The sequence below is a fragment of the Photobacterium sp. MCCC 1A19761 genome (genome assembly GCF_037389125.1).
Classification (GTDB): domain Bacteria; phylum Pseudomonadota; class Gammaproteobacteria; order Enterobacterales; family Vibrionaceae; genus Photobacterium.
Genome location: NZ_JAZGTF010000003.1, coordinates 136,724 through 154,972 on the forward strand (window position 1 = coordinate 136,724; position 18,249 = coordinate 154,972).

Annotated in this window: 14 protein-coding genes and 1 pseudogene; 10 read left to right on the forward strand and 5 right to left on the reverse strand. The window is 54.0% G+C overall.

The features are described 5' to 3' along the window. The first annotated feature begins 16 nt into the window (after positions 1–16). A complete protein-coding gene (locus tag VV869_RS05695) occupies positions 17–1,519 on the forward strand; it encodes a hypothetical protein (protein ID WP_337734009.1) in 1,503 nt (500 codons plus the stop codon). 196 nt (positions 1,520–1,715) lie between these two features. Here the strand turns inward: VV869_RS05695 and VV869_RS05700 are convergent, their stop codons facing one another. Next, positions 1,716–3,092, reverse strand: a complete 1,377-nt coding sequence (locus VV869_RS05700; protein ID WP_337734010.1) for a hypothetical protein — start codon at positions 3,090–3,092, stop codon at positions 1,716–1,718. A gap of 830 nt (positions 3,093–3,922) precedes the next feature. Next, a complete protein-coding gene (locus tag VV869_RS05705) occupies positions 3,923–4,120 on the reverse strand; it encodes a hypothetical protein (protein WP_337734011.1) in 198 nt (65 codons plus the stop codon). Positions 4,121–4,270: 150 nt separating this feature from the next. Here VV869_RS05705 and VV869_RS05710 point away from each other — a divergent pair, with 150 nt between their 5' ends. From VV869_RS05710 to VV869_RS05745, 8 genes and pseudogenes are all read left to right on the forward strand, one after another. Continuing rightward, a complete protein-coding gene (locus tag VV869_RS05710; protein ID WP_337734012.1) occupies positions 4,271–4,819 on the forward strand; it encodes a TetR/AcrR family transcriptional regulator in 549 nt (182 codons plus the stop codon). A 170-nt stretch (positions 4,820–4,989) separates the two neighbouring features. After that, positions 4,990–5,616 (forward strand): thermostable hemolysin, encoded by a 627-nt coding sequence (locus tag VV869_RS05715; RefSeq protein WP_337734013.1) that lies wholly within the window; start codon positions 4,990–4,992, stop codon positions 5,614–5,616. Between the two features lie 2 nt (positions 5,617–5,618). Further along, positions 5,619–6,644: pseudogene (locus tag VV869_RS05720) on the forward strand (AMP-binding protein); the annotation flags it as partial. 513 nt (positions 6,645–7,157) lie between these two features. Continuing rightward, positions 7,158–7,880 (forward strand): TenA family transcriptional regulator, encoded by a 723-nt coding sequence (locus tag VV869_RS05725; protein WP_337734193.1) that lies wholly within the window; start codon positions 7,158–7,160, stop codon positions 7,878–7,880. Between the two features lie 26 nt (positions 7,881–7,906). Continuing rightward, positions 7,907–8,710, forward strand: a complete 804-nt coding sequence (locus tag VV869_RS05730) for an SDR family oxidoreductase (RefSeq protein ID WP_337734014.1) — start codon at positions 7,907–7,909, stop codon at positions 8,708–8,710. Positions 8,711–8,733: 23 nt separating this feature from the next. Continuing rightward, a complete protein-coding gene (locus VV869_RS05735; RefSeq protein ID WP_443147293.1) occupies positions 8,734–9,378 on the forward strand; it encodes a tetratricopeptide repeat protein in 645 nt (214 codons plus the stop codon). Positions 9,379–9,380: 2 nt separating this feature from the next. Next, entirely contained in the window at positions 9,381–10,040 is a 660-nt protein-coding gene (locus VV869_RS05740; RefSeq protein ID WP_337734015.1) for a response regulator, read from the forward strand. Further along, positions 10,027–11,508: an ATP-binding protein gene (locus VV869_RS05745; RefSeq protein ID WP_337734016.1), complete on the forward strand. Its 1,482-nt coding sequence runs from the start codon at positions 10,027–10,029 to the stop codon at positions 11,506–11,508. The genes VV869_RS05740 and VV869_RS05745 overlap by 14 nt, the downstream gene beginning before the upstream one ends. 63 nt (positions 11,509–11,571) lie before the next feature. Here VV869_RS05745 and VV869_RS05750 read toward each other — a convergent pair whose 3' ends face one another. The 3 genes from VV869_RS05750 to VV869_RS05760 all read right to left on the reverse strand — a co-directional run bounded on the left by VV869_RS05750 (position 11,572) and on the right by VV869_RS05760 (position 14,969). Next, positions 11,572–11,823 (reverse strand): hypothetical protein, encoded by a 252-nt coding sequence (locus tag VV869_RS05750; RefSeq protein WP_337734017.1) that lies wholly within the window; start codon positions 11,821–11,823, stop codon positions 11,572–11,574. 194 nt (positions 11,824–12,017) lie between these two features. Beyond that, positions 12,018–13,166 (reverse strand): ABC transporter substrate-binding protein, encoded by a 1,149-nt coding sequence (locus tag VV869_RS05755; protein WP_337734018.1) that lies wholly within the window; start codon positions 13,164–13,166, stop codon positions 12,018–12,020. Between the two features lie 12 nt (positions 13,167–13,178). Beyond that, a complete protein-coding gene (locus VV869_RS05760; protein ID WP_337734019.1) occupies positions 13,179–14,969 on the reverse strand; it encodes an adenylate/guanylate cyclase domain-containing protein in 1,791 nt (596 codons plus the stop codon). A 201-nt stretch (positions 14,970–15,170) separates the two neighbouring features. On the opposite strand from VV869_RS05760, the gene VV869_RS05765 reads away from it, so the two are divergent. Further along, positions 15,171–18,011 carry a cation:proton antiporter gene (locus tag VV869_RS05765; protein ID WP_337734020.1) on the forward strand — a complete coding sequence of 947 codons (2,841 nt, stop codon included), beginning with the start codon at positions 15,171–15,173 and terminating at the stop codon, positions 18,009–18,011. Positions 18,012–18,249 lie beyond the last annotated feature (238 nt).

Consider the following 18,249-nt stretch of genomic DNA (forward strand, 5'->3'; position numbering starts at 1 on the left):
GCTTAAAAGAAGTTTAGTGTCTATTTCGATTGCAGTGATGCTCAGCGCTTGTGGGTCTGGTAGTGATGGGGATCATAATTCCACACCAGCCTCACCTGAATCTAACTCATCTGAATCGAACTCACCTGCATTTACACTAACCGCTTTTGATGGTTATTTAGAAAATGCTGTCGTATTCATCGATAAAGATGACAGCACAACATTTAACACTGGTGACGAATTCCTCGGCTTAACGAACGCAAAAGGACAACTTTCACTCGAGAGTGTTCCTCAGAAAGCGCTTTCCTTGCAAACATTAGTGCTGGGTCAAAGTGCTCAGCTATATCTGGCGTCTTTAGACTCAAAATATACCAATCGCTATACTGTCGACGCCGACCGCCCGGCTCAACCTTTAACCGGTGAGTATGTTATTCAAACAGTTGCTGGTGCTGATGTTGTCTCTCCAATCACGGACTTAGTTGCATTGGAGATAAAGAACGGCGCAGATCAAGCAACAGCCATTACCAGAGTTCAACAAGCACTTGGCCTGAATACGAACGATGATATTTTTGTCGATTATGTGGAAGGTGCTACCGCAAACGTCAAGCTTCACAAAACGGCACAGCTCCTTGCGGACTCAAAAGTAAACGCTTCGACAAAATATGCACAAAATCCAATCGACTTTGCAAAAGATGCAAAACAAAGGGTTGATGCAATGTCGTCTGACGAGTTAAAAGACCCAAACTTCCGAGCTCCCGTTAATGGTGACGTAGGTGACGTCGATGAGATTGTTTTTGAGACCTATGTGGATCCAATCGTCGCTGCATCGGTGCAAGAGAAGTTCAATTCATTGAGCTTAGTTTACGGGCAAAAAGCCGGAAACTCGATGTTCTTCTTCAATGCCGATATCTCCAAGTTATTCAGAGACCAAGACGTCCAAAACAAAGATTTGGTCGATTTGCTTCGCGTCAAAAACACCGCTTCCAATTACTCCATAGTAGATAAGTACGGCAACAAAACTGGACTTATCGCTTATATCACTGGTGGTACGCTCAATGTTGGGATGAAATCAACGGAAATGTTGAGCCGAGTCGGTAAATTTCACGTAGAAATTGAGTACAGCGCCGAATTAGAAGGAACTAACTCCCATTTGGCCGTGTTTGAATTTGAAATCAAGCCGAGTGACGACATGCCTCCCCAAGTCAATTCTGCGACTCATCAGGCTTTACAGACTAAAATCTATGAATGGAACTTGTACCAAGGCGTCAGTGTAAACGATGGCTACACTGTCGATATTGCGGGTTTATTTGAGGGTCATGGTCAGAATTTTGAACTTGCCTTAAATCCTGACAATGATACAAACGGTTTAGTCATTACTTTAGACAAAGGAATCGTGACCGTTACCGGAACGCCAAGCAAAACCGCCGACAAGGGTGTATACAACTTCTCTATAATTGCGACTGCTGAAAATTCGAAATCCGAAGAGGTGATTATTTACCTCCCTGAGGTTAAAGCTGCACCAGCTAATAATGGATCCTAATCCTTTATCCAGAATAAGCGTGATCGTTTAAGCGCCACGATAGTGGCGCTTAAAGTTTCCTGATATCGCCATGACCTGGCAATCTATCCTAAGCGGATGAGACATCATCTGATGAACCATGACTTTGCTCAGTCACTTGTTCGAGCCAATCTTGCCCTAAAATAAAAAACCCTCTGAATCCAGAGGGTTTTGATGATTAATTCGCTGGGGCGACACAAACTAAGGCTTTGTCATTGCCAATCCCGACACCCAGTTGGTAGTAACTCGATGCCATTTCACGCGCATTAAACTCAAGCATCCAGATGTACCAGCTGGCCGGCTCATCTCGACTCAGGAATTTGTTTGTCGACAGCGTGCCCAGCAGGTTGTTGGCAGACATGTAATTCCACAGCGCTTGATAGTCCGCCTTGGTGGCCAGTTGCTGCCCCGGCTGATCACACAGCTTACGGATCCCCCAGCCACTCGTCTCTGGAGCAATCAGCTTTTTATCCAGAATGGTGTATGCCTTCCCACCAAAGGTATAGCGCGGTAATGGAATCAAATCACTGCCCTTGAATTGCAGGGTCGACATGTACTCCCCGTTACCGCTGACACTTCTCACGTATACCGGTGCAACCGGCGGCGTGCCAAACGTCACGTCAACACTGGTGTTGTCGCGTCCTTCAATATAGTCAACTTTGATATCAATCCCATCATTATGGATGAATTGTAACTCGATATCCTGCGCCGACGCGCCCGGCTGGGTATGATAGAAAGATAAACGGACTTTGCGCTCCTCAAGCAGCTCTGCCTTGGTCAACACACTCGGCACTTGATGCGCATTGCTGTTTTCTCTTTCATGTTGCGTAAAATGCTGCTGAAGATAAGTGTTGGTCCAGCTATCAGCAAAACCATAAGTCATCCCGCTGCTGTGGTTAAACCCATACCCATGTGCGATTTCATGGAAGACCGACAGATAGGACATGTTGTTATAACCACGATAGGAGCCGCTATTCGGATCCATGTAAGCGTGCCAGTAGGATGCCCATCCTTTGCCTTCAGACTGATGGAGACCGATATCCGGCAGACTGCCGCCGCCCATGCCATCCGCAGCATACACATCCCGCATCACAAACATATCCATTTGATGACCACTGATCCCCATCATCATCATGTTTCGTGTGGCATAACTCAGCGCCGGATCTTTATAATCCACACAACCTGAGTAATTGGCGCACACACTGGCATCGGCAAAGTAATTTTCAATATACGATTGGAAAGACTTTCGGTTGAACGAATTTCGCATATTAATCATGATGTTTTCGTAGAAAACACGCTCGTAGTCATAAGGATCGTTGTAACAAGCTTTCGTTTTATCAGCACAGTCAGGTGTTAAACCCGAAATTTGAACCGTCGGATCGAATAGTTTCAGTTGATTTTCATGCGCCAGATTCACCAATGAGTGTGTCGAGGACTGGAACTTCGCTTGGCTGTATGCCGGTAGCGTGCTCGACAGATTCAATCGGCCAAACGTTTTTTCTTCACCATAGCGAATGGACAGCGTATTTATCGGCTGAGGGGTACGGTTAATCATCGTCCACTCGGAACCATTTTGAATAAATTCGATATCATCAAATCTGAAAGTATTGACTGCCGGGATTTTTTGCACGCCATACAAATTAACATACACTTGCTCAAGTTCTGCGCTTGAAATCGGGAAGGTATGCTCAGCTTCCTTAATATTGGAAAAGCTATGAGACTTGATTTCCGGACGTTTTTCCGGTTGTATTCCAGAATCCTCGGATTCTTCCGAACAGCCCACGAGCGCCAAACTTACCAAATAGATCGCTAATGCTGAATACTTCCGCGTCATGCTCTTGACCTGTAATCGTGAATAATTGGGATCTCACAAAGCATGCCCTCTGTATCACAGGGTATGCTCCATTTAAAATTATCTGTGAATCCTATCAATATAAGTTAAAAACGCAAGTTCCCGGCGCGTTGATAGATTTTAAGCAATCATGACCCGACAAATATATTTAGCACCATTCATCTATTGGAGTGATGTATTCGATGAAGATAATTGTTATCAAACCATGTTGATGGTGTAAATTTAATCAGGAATGAAACAAACCATAAAATATTAACAACGAACCATTTAAATAAATAATTTAAATAGTCGCCTATTGATTTGTTTACTTATCGAATCAACCTTCATTAATCCGTTATTTTTTGGTGACGAAATTTTTGCAGATAAATTACGATAGGGTCACTTCACCTGCGGATACTGCTTATCTGACATGCGATGCGGGCAGGATGACAACAAGAACCAGGCCCACCAGATTCAACAGGCCTGCCGCATCGCTCCGACTCACGTCAGGCAATCAACCTGAAACACTGAGGGGCCCCCCCAGGCAGAAGAGTCTAAATCAGCGCCGCCGATTCACGCCACTCTTTACGGAACGCTTTCACGCCGTCTTCATAGCCAAGGATCAGCATCAGCACCCCCAATCCACCAACCAGCAAAATCGCCCCAAGGATCGGGCCGACCACGTAGCTGAACATCATTTGAAACGGCAAATAGCAGGTGTAGGCAAAACACTTCAGGATCAGATCTTTCATCACGATTCTCCAAATTAAAAATGAGCGCGCTCAATAACTATAAATTGAGCGCGCTCATTTTTCAACAACCCATTCTATGTCATGCTGATTTCGGTGCAACGTAGCGATGAAAAATCAGATACAATGCAGACTGCAGCAGAAGGAATCACCATGACCAGCACCAAGAAACAGCAGACACGCGAGACCATCCTGAGCAGTGCCTGGCGCCTGTTCCACCAGCAAAGCTATGCCGAAACGACGACCCGGCAAATCGCCTCCGCTGCCGGTGTTGCAACCGGTACGGTGTTCTCTCACTTTCCGGCCAAAATCGACTTGCTCAAAGCCGGGATTGAGCAGCAGGTCGAACGCGTCCTCCAAGTCGCTGCAACCAACGATACCGCCCACTATCCAGACGAGCGACTGCTCCACTATGCCCGGTACCTGTTTGATTTTTACTTGCAGCAACGAGAGTTCAGCATAGAGTTATTTAAGGAGCTGATCTGGCAGCAACCCCAACTCAACCCGCAGATTATTACGTTTCAACAGCGGTTGTTTTCACACCAAAGCACCTACGATCCGATGATTGCTCAGGTGATGATGGAACTCTATTTCATGACCTTAATCACCGGGCTGCAAACGCCTGATGCCAACACGGAAACCCTGCTGGAAAGCCTTCGCGCCCGGCTAGCCTGCCTGCAACTGCCTCAGGGCATGGTTTGATCCGCCGACAACTGCCTGAAACATCAGAGCCTTCCGGGCGCTGAACGCTCTCGGGCATCAAAAAAATCCCGCCGCCTCACCCTTGAGAATGGCTTTTTTTGTTTCTTAAGGGATTCTTAAGTCTTTCCCCCTAATGTTGAGTCATACGCCAGACATATAGGGGCAAGGCCATGCGCAATGCGGATCAAAACAGCACTTATTCGCTGCAAATAATTCATAACAACCACCCGTCGCGGCAAGCAGTCGAGCGCTATATTGCAACCCGGTATCGTGCAGCCTTTCATGCCAACTTAAGTGAATTTATGCCCGCGTTCATGGCCGTTTACGACCAGTCGCAACAACTGCATGCTGCCTGCGGTTTTCGGATCGCGAATCAGGGGCCGCTCTTTCTGGAGCAATACCTGAGCCAGCCCGCAGAGGCCGCAATTCTTTCCTGCTGTGGTATTACGGTACAGCGGGAAAAGCTGGTTGAATTTGGTCAACTGGCCTCTTTCTCCCCGGGCATGTCCCCACTCCATTTCTGGATGATGGCCCAATATTTGGTCGATGCCGGATACGAATGGGCGATTTTCACCGCGACCGATCCGCTGTACGCCATGATGACCCGGCTGGGGCTGAATATGACAATTCTGTCCGCCGCCAGTCCGGATGTGATCCCGGATGCAGCACAAACCTGGGGCACTTATTATCACCACCAGCCCCGGGTCTCCGTCGGTAATCTGGCCGAAGGCCTCCAGCAACTCAGCCAGCGTTTTTCCAGATTATCCAACCGTCGCGTGGTCTCAGGAGAATCATAAACATGGATACTGTTTTAGGGGCTCTGGCCCATTTCGCCACTACCACACCCGCCCACCCTGCACTGATAGGCCGGGCACATGCTGATGCTGTTCGTCCGGACCAGCCGATCGAACGGCAGCTGAGCTATCAGGCATTGTGGCAAGCCGTTCAACAGGCCAGCGAGCAACTCCACCGTTTGGGCGTCCGCCGCCTGGCCCTGAAGGTCGAAAACAGCCTCGACTGGGCCGTGGCCGATTTGGCGGCCATGGCCGCGAATGTGGTTTTGGTTCCGGTGCCACAATTTTTCAGTGCAACCCAAGTCGAACATCTGCTCGAAAGCGCCGGGATTGACGCCCTGTGGGGGGACTGGCCGGATAGCCTGTACCCGCTGCAAGGCTTTGCTGCTAACCTGCCCGTGTATACCTACAGCGCGGCGCAAGCCATCGCGCTGCCCGCAGGCACGGCCAAAGTGACCTTCACCTCAGGTTCAACCGGACAGCCGAAAGGGGTCTGCCTGAGCCGGGCACATTTGGATACCGTCAGTGCCGCTCTGGCTGACACGCTGCGCCAGTCCTCGGTCCCGGAACAGCATCTGATCTTATTGCCGCTGGCCACGTTGCTGGAAAATATTGCCGGGATCTATGTCCCGCTGATGCTGGGGATGACCAGCATTGTCCTGCCCGGCCAGCACGTCGGGCTGACCGGCTCGAGTCAGTTTGAACCCGAGCGGTTTATCGCAGCCATGCAGCAATACCGACCGAACAGCCTGGTGCTGACCCCGGCCCTGTTGCTGATGCTGAATCAGGTCGTCCACCAGCTTCCGGATCTGGCTGCGCCATTGCGATTCGTGGCTGTCGGCGGCGCCCGGGTTTCACCGCAACTTCTGGCCCAGTCTCACCAGCTTGGGATCCCGGCCTACGAAGGCTATGGCCTGTCGGAGTGCGGCTCAGTCGTCAGCCTGAACCACCCGGGCGCCGATAAAGCCGGGAGCTGCGGCCAAGTGCTGCCGCACTGCCGGATCACCGTCAATGAAGCAGGCGAGGTGATCGTGGCCGGTGCAACGATGCTGGGATATATCGGCCATGACACGGATTCGGCACCAGATGAAACCCACGGTGACATCCCAACCGGCGATCTCGGCTATCTGGACAGCGACGGCTTTTTGCATATTACCGGCCGCAAGAAAAATGTCCTGATCACCCCGTTCGGCCGTAACGTGTCTCCGGAGTGGCTGGAATCTGAAGCCCGGCACTACCTCGGTCTGCACGCCATGGTGGTGATCGGCGATCACCAGGACAACCCGGTCGCGGTGATTTCCGGTGCCAGCGCTTCTCAGGCGACGGCTTCATTGCAGCAGCTCAATGAAACGCTGCCGGATTATGCCCGGATCCATCGCCTCATTCTGGCCCCTGCCCTGAGTCAGTTCCCGGACTTACTGACCAGCAACGGCCGACCACGGCGCGAGCCCATCCGTCGCTATTTCCTGAACTATCTGCCGGACTCATCGCATCAAACCCGGCATCCGATTTACATTATTGATCTGACTCAGCAGGAGCATCCCATGACCACAATTTCATCTACAGTTCAGTCAACAGTCCAAACTGCGCCGTTTTTTGACCAACTCAAAACAGCCACTGAGCCTGCCCGTCAGCAAATGTCCGGTGCGCCCGTCTTTGCGGCCTGCGCCCGCGGTGATATTCAGCTCGAGACTTACATTGCCTTTCTGACTCAGGCCTACCATCACGTCAAACATACGGTGCCTTTGCTGATGGCCTGCGGCGCTCGCCTGCCGGAGCATTACGAATGGCTGCGCCAGGCGCTCGGGGAATACATCGAGGAAGAAAAAGGCCATCACGAGTGGATCCTCAATGATCTGGCCGCCTGTGGGGCTGACTCTGACAGCGTGCGCGCCAGCCAGGGCCTGGGCGCCGTCGGGCCGGATATCGAGCTGATGGTGGCTTATCTCTATCACCAGATTGATCGCCGCAATCCAATGGCATTTTTCGGCATGGTCTGGGTTCTGGAAGGCACCAGTGTCAGTGTCGGCGGTCAGGTGGCCGAGGCCATTCAGCAGGCATTGCAGCTGCCGGATACCGCGATGAGCTACCTCAAATCTCACAGCAGCCTGGATCAGGAACACATTCGGCTGTTCGAAGGCCTGATGAACCAAATCACCGACCCGGTCGATCAGCAAGCCATCATTGACGGGGCCAATATGGTCTTCCGCTTGTATGGCCAAATGCTGCACTACCTGCCTCTCCAAGGCCAGATGCAGGTCGCCTGAACGCATGACTCCAAGGAACGATGACCATGAATCTTGATCAGAAACGAATTTTGCTCACCGGTGCAACAGGTGGGATCGGCAGCGCAACGGCAATCAAACTGGCCGAAGCCGGGGCTCACCTGGTATTGGTCGGGCGTAAGCAGGACAAGCTTGATGCCCTGAAAGCGCAGCTGGCCAATCCGGGACAGCACCTGACCATCACCGCAGATCTCAGTCAGCCGGACGGGCTGAGCACGCTCGACAGCACCTGCCGGACCTGGCGCGAGCAGGGGATCCGGATTGATGTGGTGATCAACAATGCCGGGACCAATCAGTTTGCCTATCTGTCCCAACGGTTGGGCGCCTCGATCGAGCAGGAGTTTCAGCTCAACCTGATCACCCCGGTGCTGCTGAGCCAGAAAGCGCTGGGCTGGATCAACCGTCCGGGGATCATCCTCAATGTCGGTTCGACCTTCGGTGCCATTGGCTATCCGGGCTTCAGCACCTACTGCGCGGCCAAAGCCGCCCTGCACCGCTTCAGTGAAGCCATGCAACGCGAGCTGCAAGGTGCTGGGATTCAGATGTTGTATCTGGCACCCCGGGCGACGGCCACCCGACTGAACGACGACCGGGTAACCGCCCTCAATGACGCGCTGGGCAACAACACTGACCAACCCGAAACCGTGGCAGCAGCGATAACCACTGCGCTTAGGAAAGAATCGACCTGCACCTGGTTAGGCTGGCCGGAAAAACTGTTCGTCCGGCTGAACCAGCTGCTCCCGGGCCTCGTGAGCAGCTCGATTCGCAAACAACATTCCCGAATCACCGAATTTGTCAGCAAGACACTTTAATTTCAGCTTGAGAGGACATCCCCATGAAAGTACGTAACCCGCTCCTTGCCACCATGATTGCCACCGGTGCGCTGCTGTTTACCTATCATACCCAAGCCGCAGAGACCATGACGCTGGAAGCGATTCAGCACCAGTGGGCCCACTGCAAATATGATGTGTTCAATGAAGACAATAAGATCAATTGTCTCGAAACCCTGATCCAACAAAACCAGCAGGCGCTCAGATACGCCCCGGGCAACAATGAACTGAAAGTCTGGCTGGCCATCAACAAAAGTACCCTGGCCGGGGTCAATGGCGGCCTCGGCGCACTTTCTCTGGTCAAAGAGGCCAAATCCCTCCTAGAGGAAGTGATTGAAAAGAATCCAAAAGTGTTAGAAGGATCTGCTTATACAAGCTTAGGTTCACTATACTACCAGGTGCCTGGGTGGCCGCTCGGGTTCGGCGATGATGAAAAAGCCGAGCAAATGCTGAAAAAAGCCCTGACCATCAATCCGGACGGGATTGATCCGAACTTTTTTTACGGCGATTATCTGGCAAATGAAGGCCGCAAGGCAGAAGCTATCGCCTTCCTGAAAAAGGCGCAACGCGCCACACCGAGCCCGGGACGTCCACTGGCGGATCGCGGCAGACAACAAGAAATTGCAACTAAGCTGAAGGAACTGCAATAGTCATGCGCATTTTACTGGTAGAAGATGACGTCATGCTCGGCGAATCCATGGTGGCTTCTCTCAGCCGCCGTGGCTACACCGTCGACTGGTTACAACAAGGCAATGGGGTTGAGCTGGCGCTGAACACCGAAGAGTTTATGGCGATCATTCTCGACCTCACCCTGCCCGATACCGATGGCCTGGAGGTACTCCGGCGCATTCGCAGGGCAGGTCATCAACTACCGGTGATGATCCTCACTGCCCGGGATGAAATTAACGATCGGGTCAAAGGGCTGGATGGCGGGGCCGATGACTATCTGGTCAAACCGTTTGCCCTTGAGGAACTGCTCGCCCGGCTCCGGGTGCTGATCCGCCGCCGCTCCGGCCAGACCGAAACCACCCTGGAAGTCGGTGCCCTCACCCTTTCGCTGGTAAACAACGAGGTGCAGTATCAGGGCGAGCCGATCAAACTGACCAAAAACGAATTCAAAATTCTGGCAACCCTGGCCACTCAGGCGGGTCGGGTGTTGAGCAAGGAGAAACTCCAGCAGGCCCTGCATGGCTGGGATGATCTGGCCAGCGACAATGCCATTGAGGTCCATATTCACAATTTACGTAAGAAAATCGACAGCAAGCTGATCAAAAACATTCGCGGCGTAGGGTATATCATTGAAAACAGCTAACACGCCGGTGCCATTTTCGATCAAAAAACGCCTGATCCTGACCACGGTCGGGGTTGCCTCCATCATGGTGTTGATTTCCTGGGTCCTGGTGTTCATTGAAACCCGCCACGAAATTGAAGAAGTCTATGACGCCCGCCTCGGCCAGTCCGCCAAAATCCTCGCGCTCAGCATGCCATCCCTGATGAAGGACGCTCAGGAAGCGAATGCGGCGATCTACACCCACTGGTCACAGCGTATCAAACAGCTGGCAACCGATGACGATAGCGCCACCACCTTTGGCCATCCCTATGAGCAGAATCTGATGTTTCAGCTCTTTCACGATCAGAGCGTGCTCGTCAAATCCCCGGAGGCACCGGATGTACCCATCGGCGAGCCGACACAGCCCGGATTTGGCCTGGTGACAATTCAGGGAGAGTCATGGCGGCGATTCCAGCTCCGGATGCCAGAACAGCCCGGGCTGGCGAAAAACAGCTTCCTGGTGGTCGCCGAACGCCAGTCGATTCGGGAAGAGTTGGTCAATGAAATAGCCACCTCCACCGGCCTGCCGCAGCTGTTGCTGATCCCGGCGCTGGCATTAGCCATCATCTGGCTGATCAATAAACTCCTCGAGCCGATCCATGAACTGCGTCAGGCCGTAGCCCAGCGCAATATCAACAAACTGGACAGTATTCTGGTCCCGCATCCGACCGTCGAACTGTCACCGCTGGTCAACCAGCTCAACTATCTGCTGAACGAACTGGATAAAGCCTGGCAGCGAGAGCGGCGACTGACCCGAACCGCAGCCCATGAGCTGAAAACGCCGCTTGCCGTGCTGCGTCTGAATGCCGAAAACGCCTTGGCCAGTGACAATCCGGCACAGCTAAAAAGCGATCTGCAACAAATTCTGCACGGTATCGATCGGACGGACCGCCTGATCCAGCAACTGCTGATGCTCTCCCGCGTTGAGGCCCAGCAAGACATCAGCCTGGCTCCGATCGATCTCATGGAAAATCTGCGAGAAGTGATCGCGAACCTCGCGCCCCTAGCGCTCAAACAGCAACAAGAACTTGCGCTGAGTGGGCCAGAGCTGCTCGAACTGCCCGGCAATGCCATGCTGCTGTCGGTTCTATTCAGTAATCTGATCGACAATGCCATCCGCTATTCCGGCGCAGCATCGAGTATTGATATCGAGGTTGTACCGGCCCCGGAAGGTACGCCCTTTCATGAAATCCGGATCCGTGACAACGGCCCCGCGATCCCGGAAGCCGTCAGAGATAAAATTTTTGAGAAGTTTTTCCGCGCCCATACCGAGCGTGGCGACGGCGCAGGCTTAGGGATGTCAATTGTCGATGATATCGCCAAACTCCATCATGGTGAGGTAGCCTTATTGCCGAACAACACCCCGCGCGGCAATATTTTTCGGGTGCGGTTGCCAGCCGGAAATCACCTTGTCACAGCGCGTTCGCGCCAGTTAATCGGCGAATCATGACAACGGCAAATCAGCAAAATTGCAAAGAAGTGAGCTGAATCAGGGGGTACAGGGGAAGCCGGACTAGCGCTCCCCTTTCATTGAGCCCAGTCTTTCCATGGCATCCAGGTGCTCAATTAACGTATTTGGCGGACATTGCCGCATCGCCACCCGCCGCAGCAAGTCAGCGCTTTGATCGTCTCCGCCCAGACAACGCCGGATACTGGCATTAATCTCTTCATGTTTCACGCCATCGTGAGACAGGGCTTCTATCCACTTATATTCCACGGATTCTAAGTCGAGTATGGTATCACGGCCAATTAACATTCTACCCATAGCAGTACCATTCCCTAACGAAAAATAAACACTTGTAACCATATGATACTTTATGGGTATTACAGAAGTATTTCTGCGCGTGAGATCACAACTCAATCGTTTGCACCCGATAAAGTTCGTGAGAAAAAACGCCACTCACCTGACGGCAATATTCTCAATGAACGCCATCGATACCCGTTGTCATCCTCCCTTGTTCAGGGCTGTGCCGGCGGGGCGACCCAGCGACTAAAGATAAACTGGCCGTCTTTGACCGTCATTAAGACTGCGCTCTTCACCGGATCGCCGGAGTTGCGAAATTCAATCTGTCCGGTGATCCCTTCGTATGCAGGCATCGATTTCAGCGCATCACGCAAGCGTAGCGGCTCGGTACTACCGCTGCGACGCGCTGCTTCGAACAGCAAACCAAACGCATCATAGGTCAGCGCGGCGACATCATCGGGATCCCGCTGATAGGCTTCACGATACCGGGCCCGAAAATTGAGCGCCTGACCGCTTGCCTTATCAATCGCATAGTGGGCGCTGAAATACGCGCCTTCCAGGGCTTCCCGCTCGGACTCCGGAATTTGCGACCAGCTGTCACTGCCCAGCAATTGGGTGGTGATCCCCGCGGCTCGGGCCTGACGTGCCTGCTCCGGCACCTCGTTATAGTAATTGGGTAAGAACAACACGTCCGGATTAGCCGATTTGATTTGCCGGAATTGCTCTTCAAGGTTCGGGGCATCCCGGGTATAGAGCTCAAAAGCAGCCATCACCCCACCCATCGCCTGAAACTCGGTACTGAACACTTCGGCCAGCTTGCGGTTGTAATCGCTTGAAACGTCATACAGCACCGCAGCGGTCCGCGCCCCCAGATCTTCATAGGCAAACTTCGCCATCAGTTGCCCCTGGAAGGTATCGACATACGCGACCCGAAACACCCAGTCTTTATTCCGGGTGGTTCTGGGGTTGGTCGACCAAGGGCTGAGCAACGGAATTTTGGCGTATTCGGCATATCGGGCTGCCGGAATCGCATTCCGGCTGGCCTGCGGGCCAATAATGGCACTGACATTTTTCTGGTTAATCAACCGCAGGGCCGCACTGATGGTATGCTCCGCATTGTCCTGGTTATCCTCGGTCAGCAGCACCACCCGGTATTGCTTGTTGTTGAGGATCAACCCGCCCTGCTGGTTCACGGTTGCCACAGCCAGCTCGGCCGCTTCCACCGTTGCCCGGCCAACTTCCGGGATCTGGCCGCTTACCGGCGCAATCAGCCCGACCCGAAATTCCTGGTGCTGCTCAGGTCGCTCTTCACAGCCGCTCAATATCAGGCTGGCTAACATGATCAAGGCTACCAATCCCTTCATCGATCTCCCCTTCTAGACTTGTTGCGCCGCGTTGTCCTTACGTCCGGTGAGGATGTAAGTGTGCATTTTGCCTTTACCTTTAATCTCGATCATTCCACGGTCTTCAAAGAGATAGCGATCCCGCAGATGCCGGTAGGTCGCTTCTGTGATCTGAATCCCTCCCTTCAGCCCCTGCGATTCCATTCTTGAGGCAGTATTGACCGCATCACCCCAAATATCGTAGATGAACTTTTTGGTCCCGATGACGCCAGCCACCACCGGGCCGCTGTTAATACCGATACGAATGCTCAAATCCCGATGATGTTTGCGATTAAAACAGGCAATCACATCAAGCATATCCAATGCCATTTCAGCGATGACCTCGGCATGATCGGTCCGGGGGATCGGCACCCCCGCCCCGACCATATAGGCATCACCCATGGTTTTAATTTTCTCCAGGCCCCGGGCCTCACTCAGACGGTCAAACTCACAAAAAATCTCATTGAGCAATCCGACCAAATCCGCCGCCGCCAATTCAGCGGACAAGGGCGTGAAGTTCACAATGTCGGCAAACAAAATAGTTACATCGGCATAGCTGTCTGCGATCGTTTCTTCCCCTTGTTTGAGCCGGGCCGCGATGGGTGCCGGGAGCACATTCAGCAGCAGGTGCTCTGATTTTTCCTGCTCTTCCGCCAAATCATCCAGGGTATGCTTCAATCGCCCGATCATCAGGTTAAAGTTCCGGGCCAGCAACCCGGTTTCATCCTCAGTCAGGACCGGTGCAACCTGCGACAAATCCCCGGCGGTAATTTTCTGGGTGGTGTCAGTCACTGCCGTAATGGGGTGGGTGATCCGGGCGGCAATCAGGTAAATGCCCACACTAAGCACCCCGACCGCCAGCAGGCCAACCCCCAGGATCATCCCGCCAAACCGGTTCGCCGGGGCCAGCGCGATACTGGCCGGGATCTCTGAAATCAGGGCCACGCCCAGCGTCGGCAACCAACGGTAACTCCCGATCACCGTCTCTCCGACATAGTTGTCATACAGCCCGGCACCGCGCTCGCCACGCAAGGCCGCATCAATCCCGTCACTATGAACCCCACGGGGATACGCTTCACTCCCGAATCGATCGGCGGATATCACCCGATTGAGCGAATCAACCAGATACGACGCCACCGGCGCTGCGCGGGCAGTTTGCCGACCGGCAATCTCCACCAGCACGGACATCCTGATATGCGCGGCCAGAACGCCGATCAACTCACCAGCCGGGGAGTACAGCGGGGTCGAAACGGTCAAGGTCGGCGCCGCGGTTTCCGGCGACGGATAAACTTTTTGCACAAAGGTGCCCTTCAACCCCTCAATGAAATACTGATCGCTATGCCGGTATTCCCCCTCGTGCGCTGGCTGGGTGGAAAAGAACACATGGCCGCCGACTTTAGTCATCATAAAAATTTCGGTCAGATCGGAAACCCGTGCCACCCGGCTATCGAGAAACGTAGAAAAATACAGCATTTCAACCAGCTTGAAGTAAGCGGTCTGGTATTGAGTCGAGTCCGGCGTTTCCCCCACTAAGTTACTGACCGCCCGTTGCAATTCCCCCAACCGCGCAATACCGGTGACAATCGCCACCTGATCGTCAATATAGCGTTGTATTTCGGAAGCTTTGTGCTCTGCGGTTACATCAAACTGGGCGATGGCCATTTCCTGATGCGTCGCAGCGGCCAGCTGGTAAGTCACCAACGCCAGGGCCACCACCACCAGCACGGAGACCAACAGAAAGTAAGCCGTCATCCGTGCTTTCAGACTCTTTTGCAAAAGCCCCATCACAACCCCTGTTTTGAGCAGCATTCAAAATCAGTATAGTCGGCCTGTCGTCACTCTTTTGCGCATGTTTTAGCACTGGCTGCCGACCGATCACCGGCCCAAAATGAACTAACCTGATAAGAACCCAAGACTGAACTTCGAACGGATATCCGGGGGAGAATACTCACCGCCACGGCAGGCAGCGACGCTCGGAGAAAGCGCATGCATGACACTTTTCTGTTAGTGCTGGGCCTGATCGGCCTGCTGACCATTGCCAGTCTGCTCCTACCCATCGCCAATCGGATCAATTTCCCCTATACCGTCCTGCTGGCTGTCGCGGGGAGCTTGCTGGGGATCCTGGTTCTGACCGCAGGGGGCGAACACCCGCCGGGCCTGTTCGGTGATTTTCTGGCCTCGCTTGAAGCCCTCAACATTACCTCGGAAGCGGTGTTCTTTGTGTTCCTGCCGGCGCTGATCTTTGAGTCGGCCCTGAATATCAATGCCCGCCATCTGATGACCGATATCGGCCCGATCCTGCTACTGGCCGTCCTCGGCCTGTTGATTTCCTGTGTTCTGGTCGGGGTGCTGGTGTGGGGCGTTTCCGAGATCAGCCTGGTCGCCTGCCTGCTGCTGGGGGCGATTGTCTCCGCCACCGACCCGGTCGCAATTGTCGCGATTTTCAAAAACCTCGGCGCGCCGAAACGGCTGACCATTCTGGTGGAAGGGGAAAGCCTGCTCAACGACGCGACGGCCATCGTACTGTTTACGATTTTAGTAGCCATTCTGCTCGGCGATGCCCAGGCCGGGCTGCTCTCGGCCACCGGGCAGTTTCTGAAAGTCTTCTTCGGCGGGATCGTCGTCGGCCTGATCGCATCCGCGCTGGTCGCCGCCCTGATCGGCAAACTGCGTAATATGCCGCTGGTCGAAATCACGCTGACGATTTGTCTGGCCTATTTGAGTTTTCTCTTTGCCGAGCATTATCTTCATGTCTCCGGAGTCATGGCGGTGGTCACGGCGGGACTCCTGATGAATTCCTACGGCCGGACCCAGATCTCCCCCCAGACCTGGCACGCCCTCACCGAAACCTGGGAAGAGCTGGCTTTTTGGGCCAACTCGCTGATCTTCTTCCTCGTCGGGCTGCTGGTGCCCAAAGTCCTGATCACCTTTACCGGCGCACAACTGTTGTCGTTGACGGTATTGACCATCGCTGCCTTTGCCGCCCGGAGCGTGGTGTTGTATCTGATCCTGCCGCTGCTCAACAAAGTCGGGCTGGGCCAGAAAATCAGCCTAACCTTCCGGACCGTGATGTTATGGGGAGGCCTGCGGGGCGCCGTTTCCCTCGCGTTGGCGCTGGTGATCCTCGAAACCCCGGGCATTGATCAGGACATCAAAGCGTTCATCGCCGCACTGGTGACCGGCTTTGTGCTCTTTACCCTGTTCGTGAATGCGCCCACCATGGGGATGATGATGCGCTTTTTTGGTTTGGATCGCCTCCCGCCGGCGGAGCAGATGATCCGCAACCGGGTCATGGCCCTGTCGATCAAACGGATCCGCAAAGGGCTGGATCATGCCGCCCGCACCGATCGCATCGCGCCCGCCATTGCGACCGGGGTCGCCGATATCTACGAGCAGCGACTGAGCCGGGTCAAACGCTCGATGTCGATTGATGCCGCTCAGCCCGATACCGTCACGCTCAGTGTCGGCCTGACCACTCTGACCAATCATGAACGGCACCTGTACCTGCAGCGCTTTGCCGACGGGCTGGACTCCGCCAAGATCAGCCGGGCCCTGCTGTTTCAGGCCGACGCACTGCAAGACAGCCTGAAAATGAACGAAGTCGAAGGCTACAACAACACCTACCGGCAAACATTGAGTTACGGGGTGACGCTCAAATGCGCCTTATGGCTCCAGCAATATGGCCACCTGACCCGACCGCTGGCGATTCAGCTCGCCAACCGGTTTGAAGTGCTGACGGTCATCGAAACCGTGGTGACGTCGCTGCTGGACTATAACCGGGACAAGATCCCGCCGTTGTTTGGCGAGCCCGTTGCCGACCGCCTGGCCCCCCTGTTACAAACCCGGCTGAAACTCACCCGCCAGGCGCTGGATGCCCTGCGCCTGCAATATCCGGATTATGCCGAGACCCTGCAAAAGCGCCACCTGGTGCGGGTGGCGTTACGGCTCGAAGAAACCACTTATCGTCAGATGCTCAGTGAAAATATGATCAGCCAGGAAGTGTTCACGGATTTAACCCGGGAGCTGGATAAACGCAGCCGGATCATGGATCGTCAGCCCAAGCTGGATCTCGGCCTGGAGCCGGAAGCCCTGGTGGCCAAAGTACCGTTCTTCGCCACCCTGCAAGCAGCCCAGTTGCATCAAATCGCGACCAAGCTGACACCGCTACTGGTGGTGCCGGGTGAGCGCATTATCACCCAGGGCGAGCCCGGCAATGCGATGTATTTTATCTCCAGCGGCGCTGTTGAAGCCGAAGTGCTCCCCAAACCGGTCCGGCTCGGTAGCGGGGACTTTTTCGGCGAACTGGCGCTGCTGACCCAGGCACCGCGCAATGCCCATGTCACGGCCATCAGCTACTGCCAGTTACTGATGCTGAAACTGACGGACTTCCAGCAGCTTACCGCAGACTATCCGGAACTACAGGCTCAGATCACCCGGGCTGCCGAGCAACGGCTGAGCCCGGGCCAGCTTATCGCTCAGGTGCCTTTATTCAGCGCCCTCCACCCCGATGAGCTCCAGGCGATTGTCCGTCGCCTGCAAACCCGCGTTGCCGCCCCTGGGGAAACCCTCGTGATCCGAGGAGAAGTCGGTGATGCCCTGTATTTGATCGCTGCCGGCACGGTTGAGGTCCGGACCGGACAGAACGAGCCCGTGATATCGCTTGGCCGGGGGGATTTTTTCGGGGAGCAGGCGCTGCTCACCGACAACCCGCGCAATGCTGATGTCGTTGCGACCGACTATTGCGAGTTACTGGTGCTGGAAAAATCAGCTTTTCATGATTTGGTGACCTCGCATCCGACGCTGCAAACACGCCTACGCCGAACATAATCCTGCGATGCTCCGCTGATCGGTTGCAAACGGGCGTTCTGTGAGAACAGACCTTCCGATTGCAGGTCGCCGGGCGTGATTTTTACGGTCATGCTCTGCATCTCCCTCGGATCAGGGCCTTCCCTTCGGTTGTTCAAAAAATTCGAACTATCTATTCAAATCCGACGGCTTATCACCGCGCTTTGGCTCACCTACACTAACAACCAAGCGATGAGAGAAGGCATCAGCACTTGTCTCA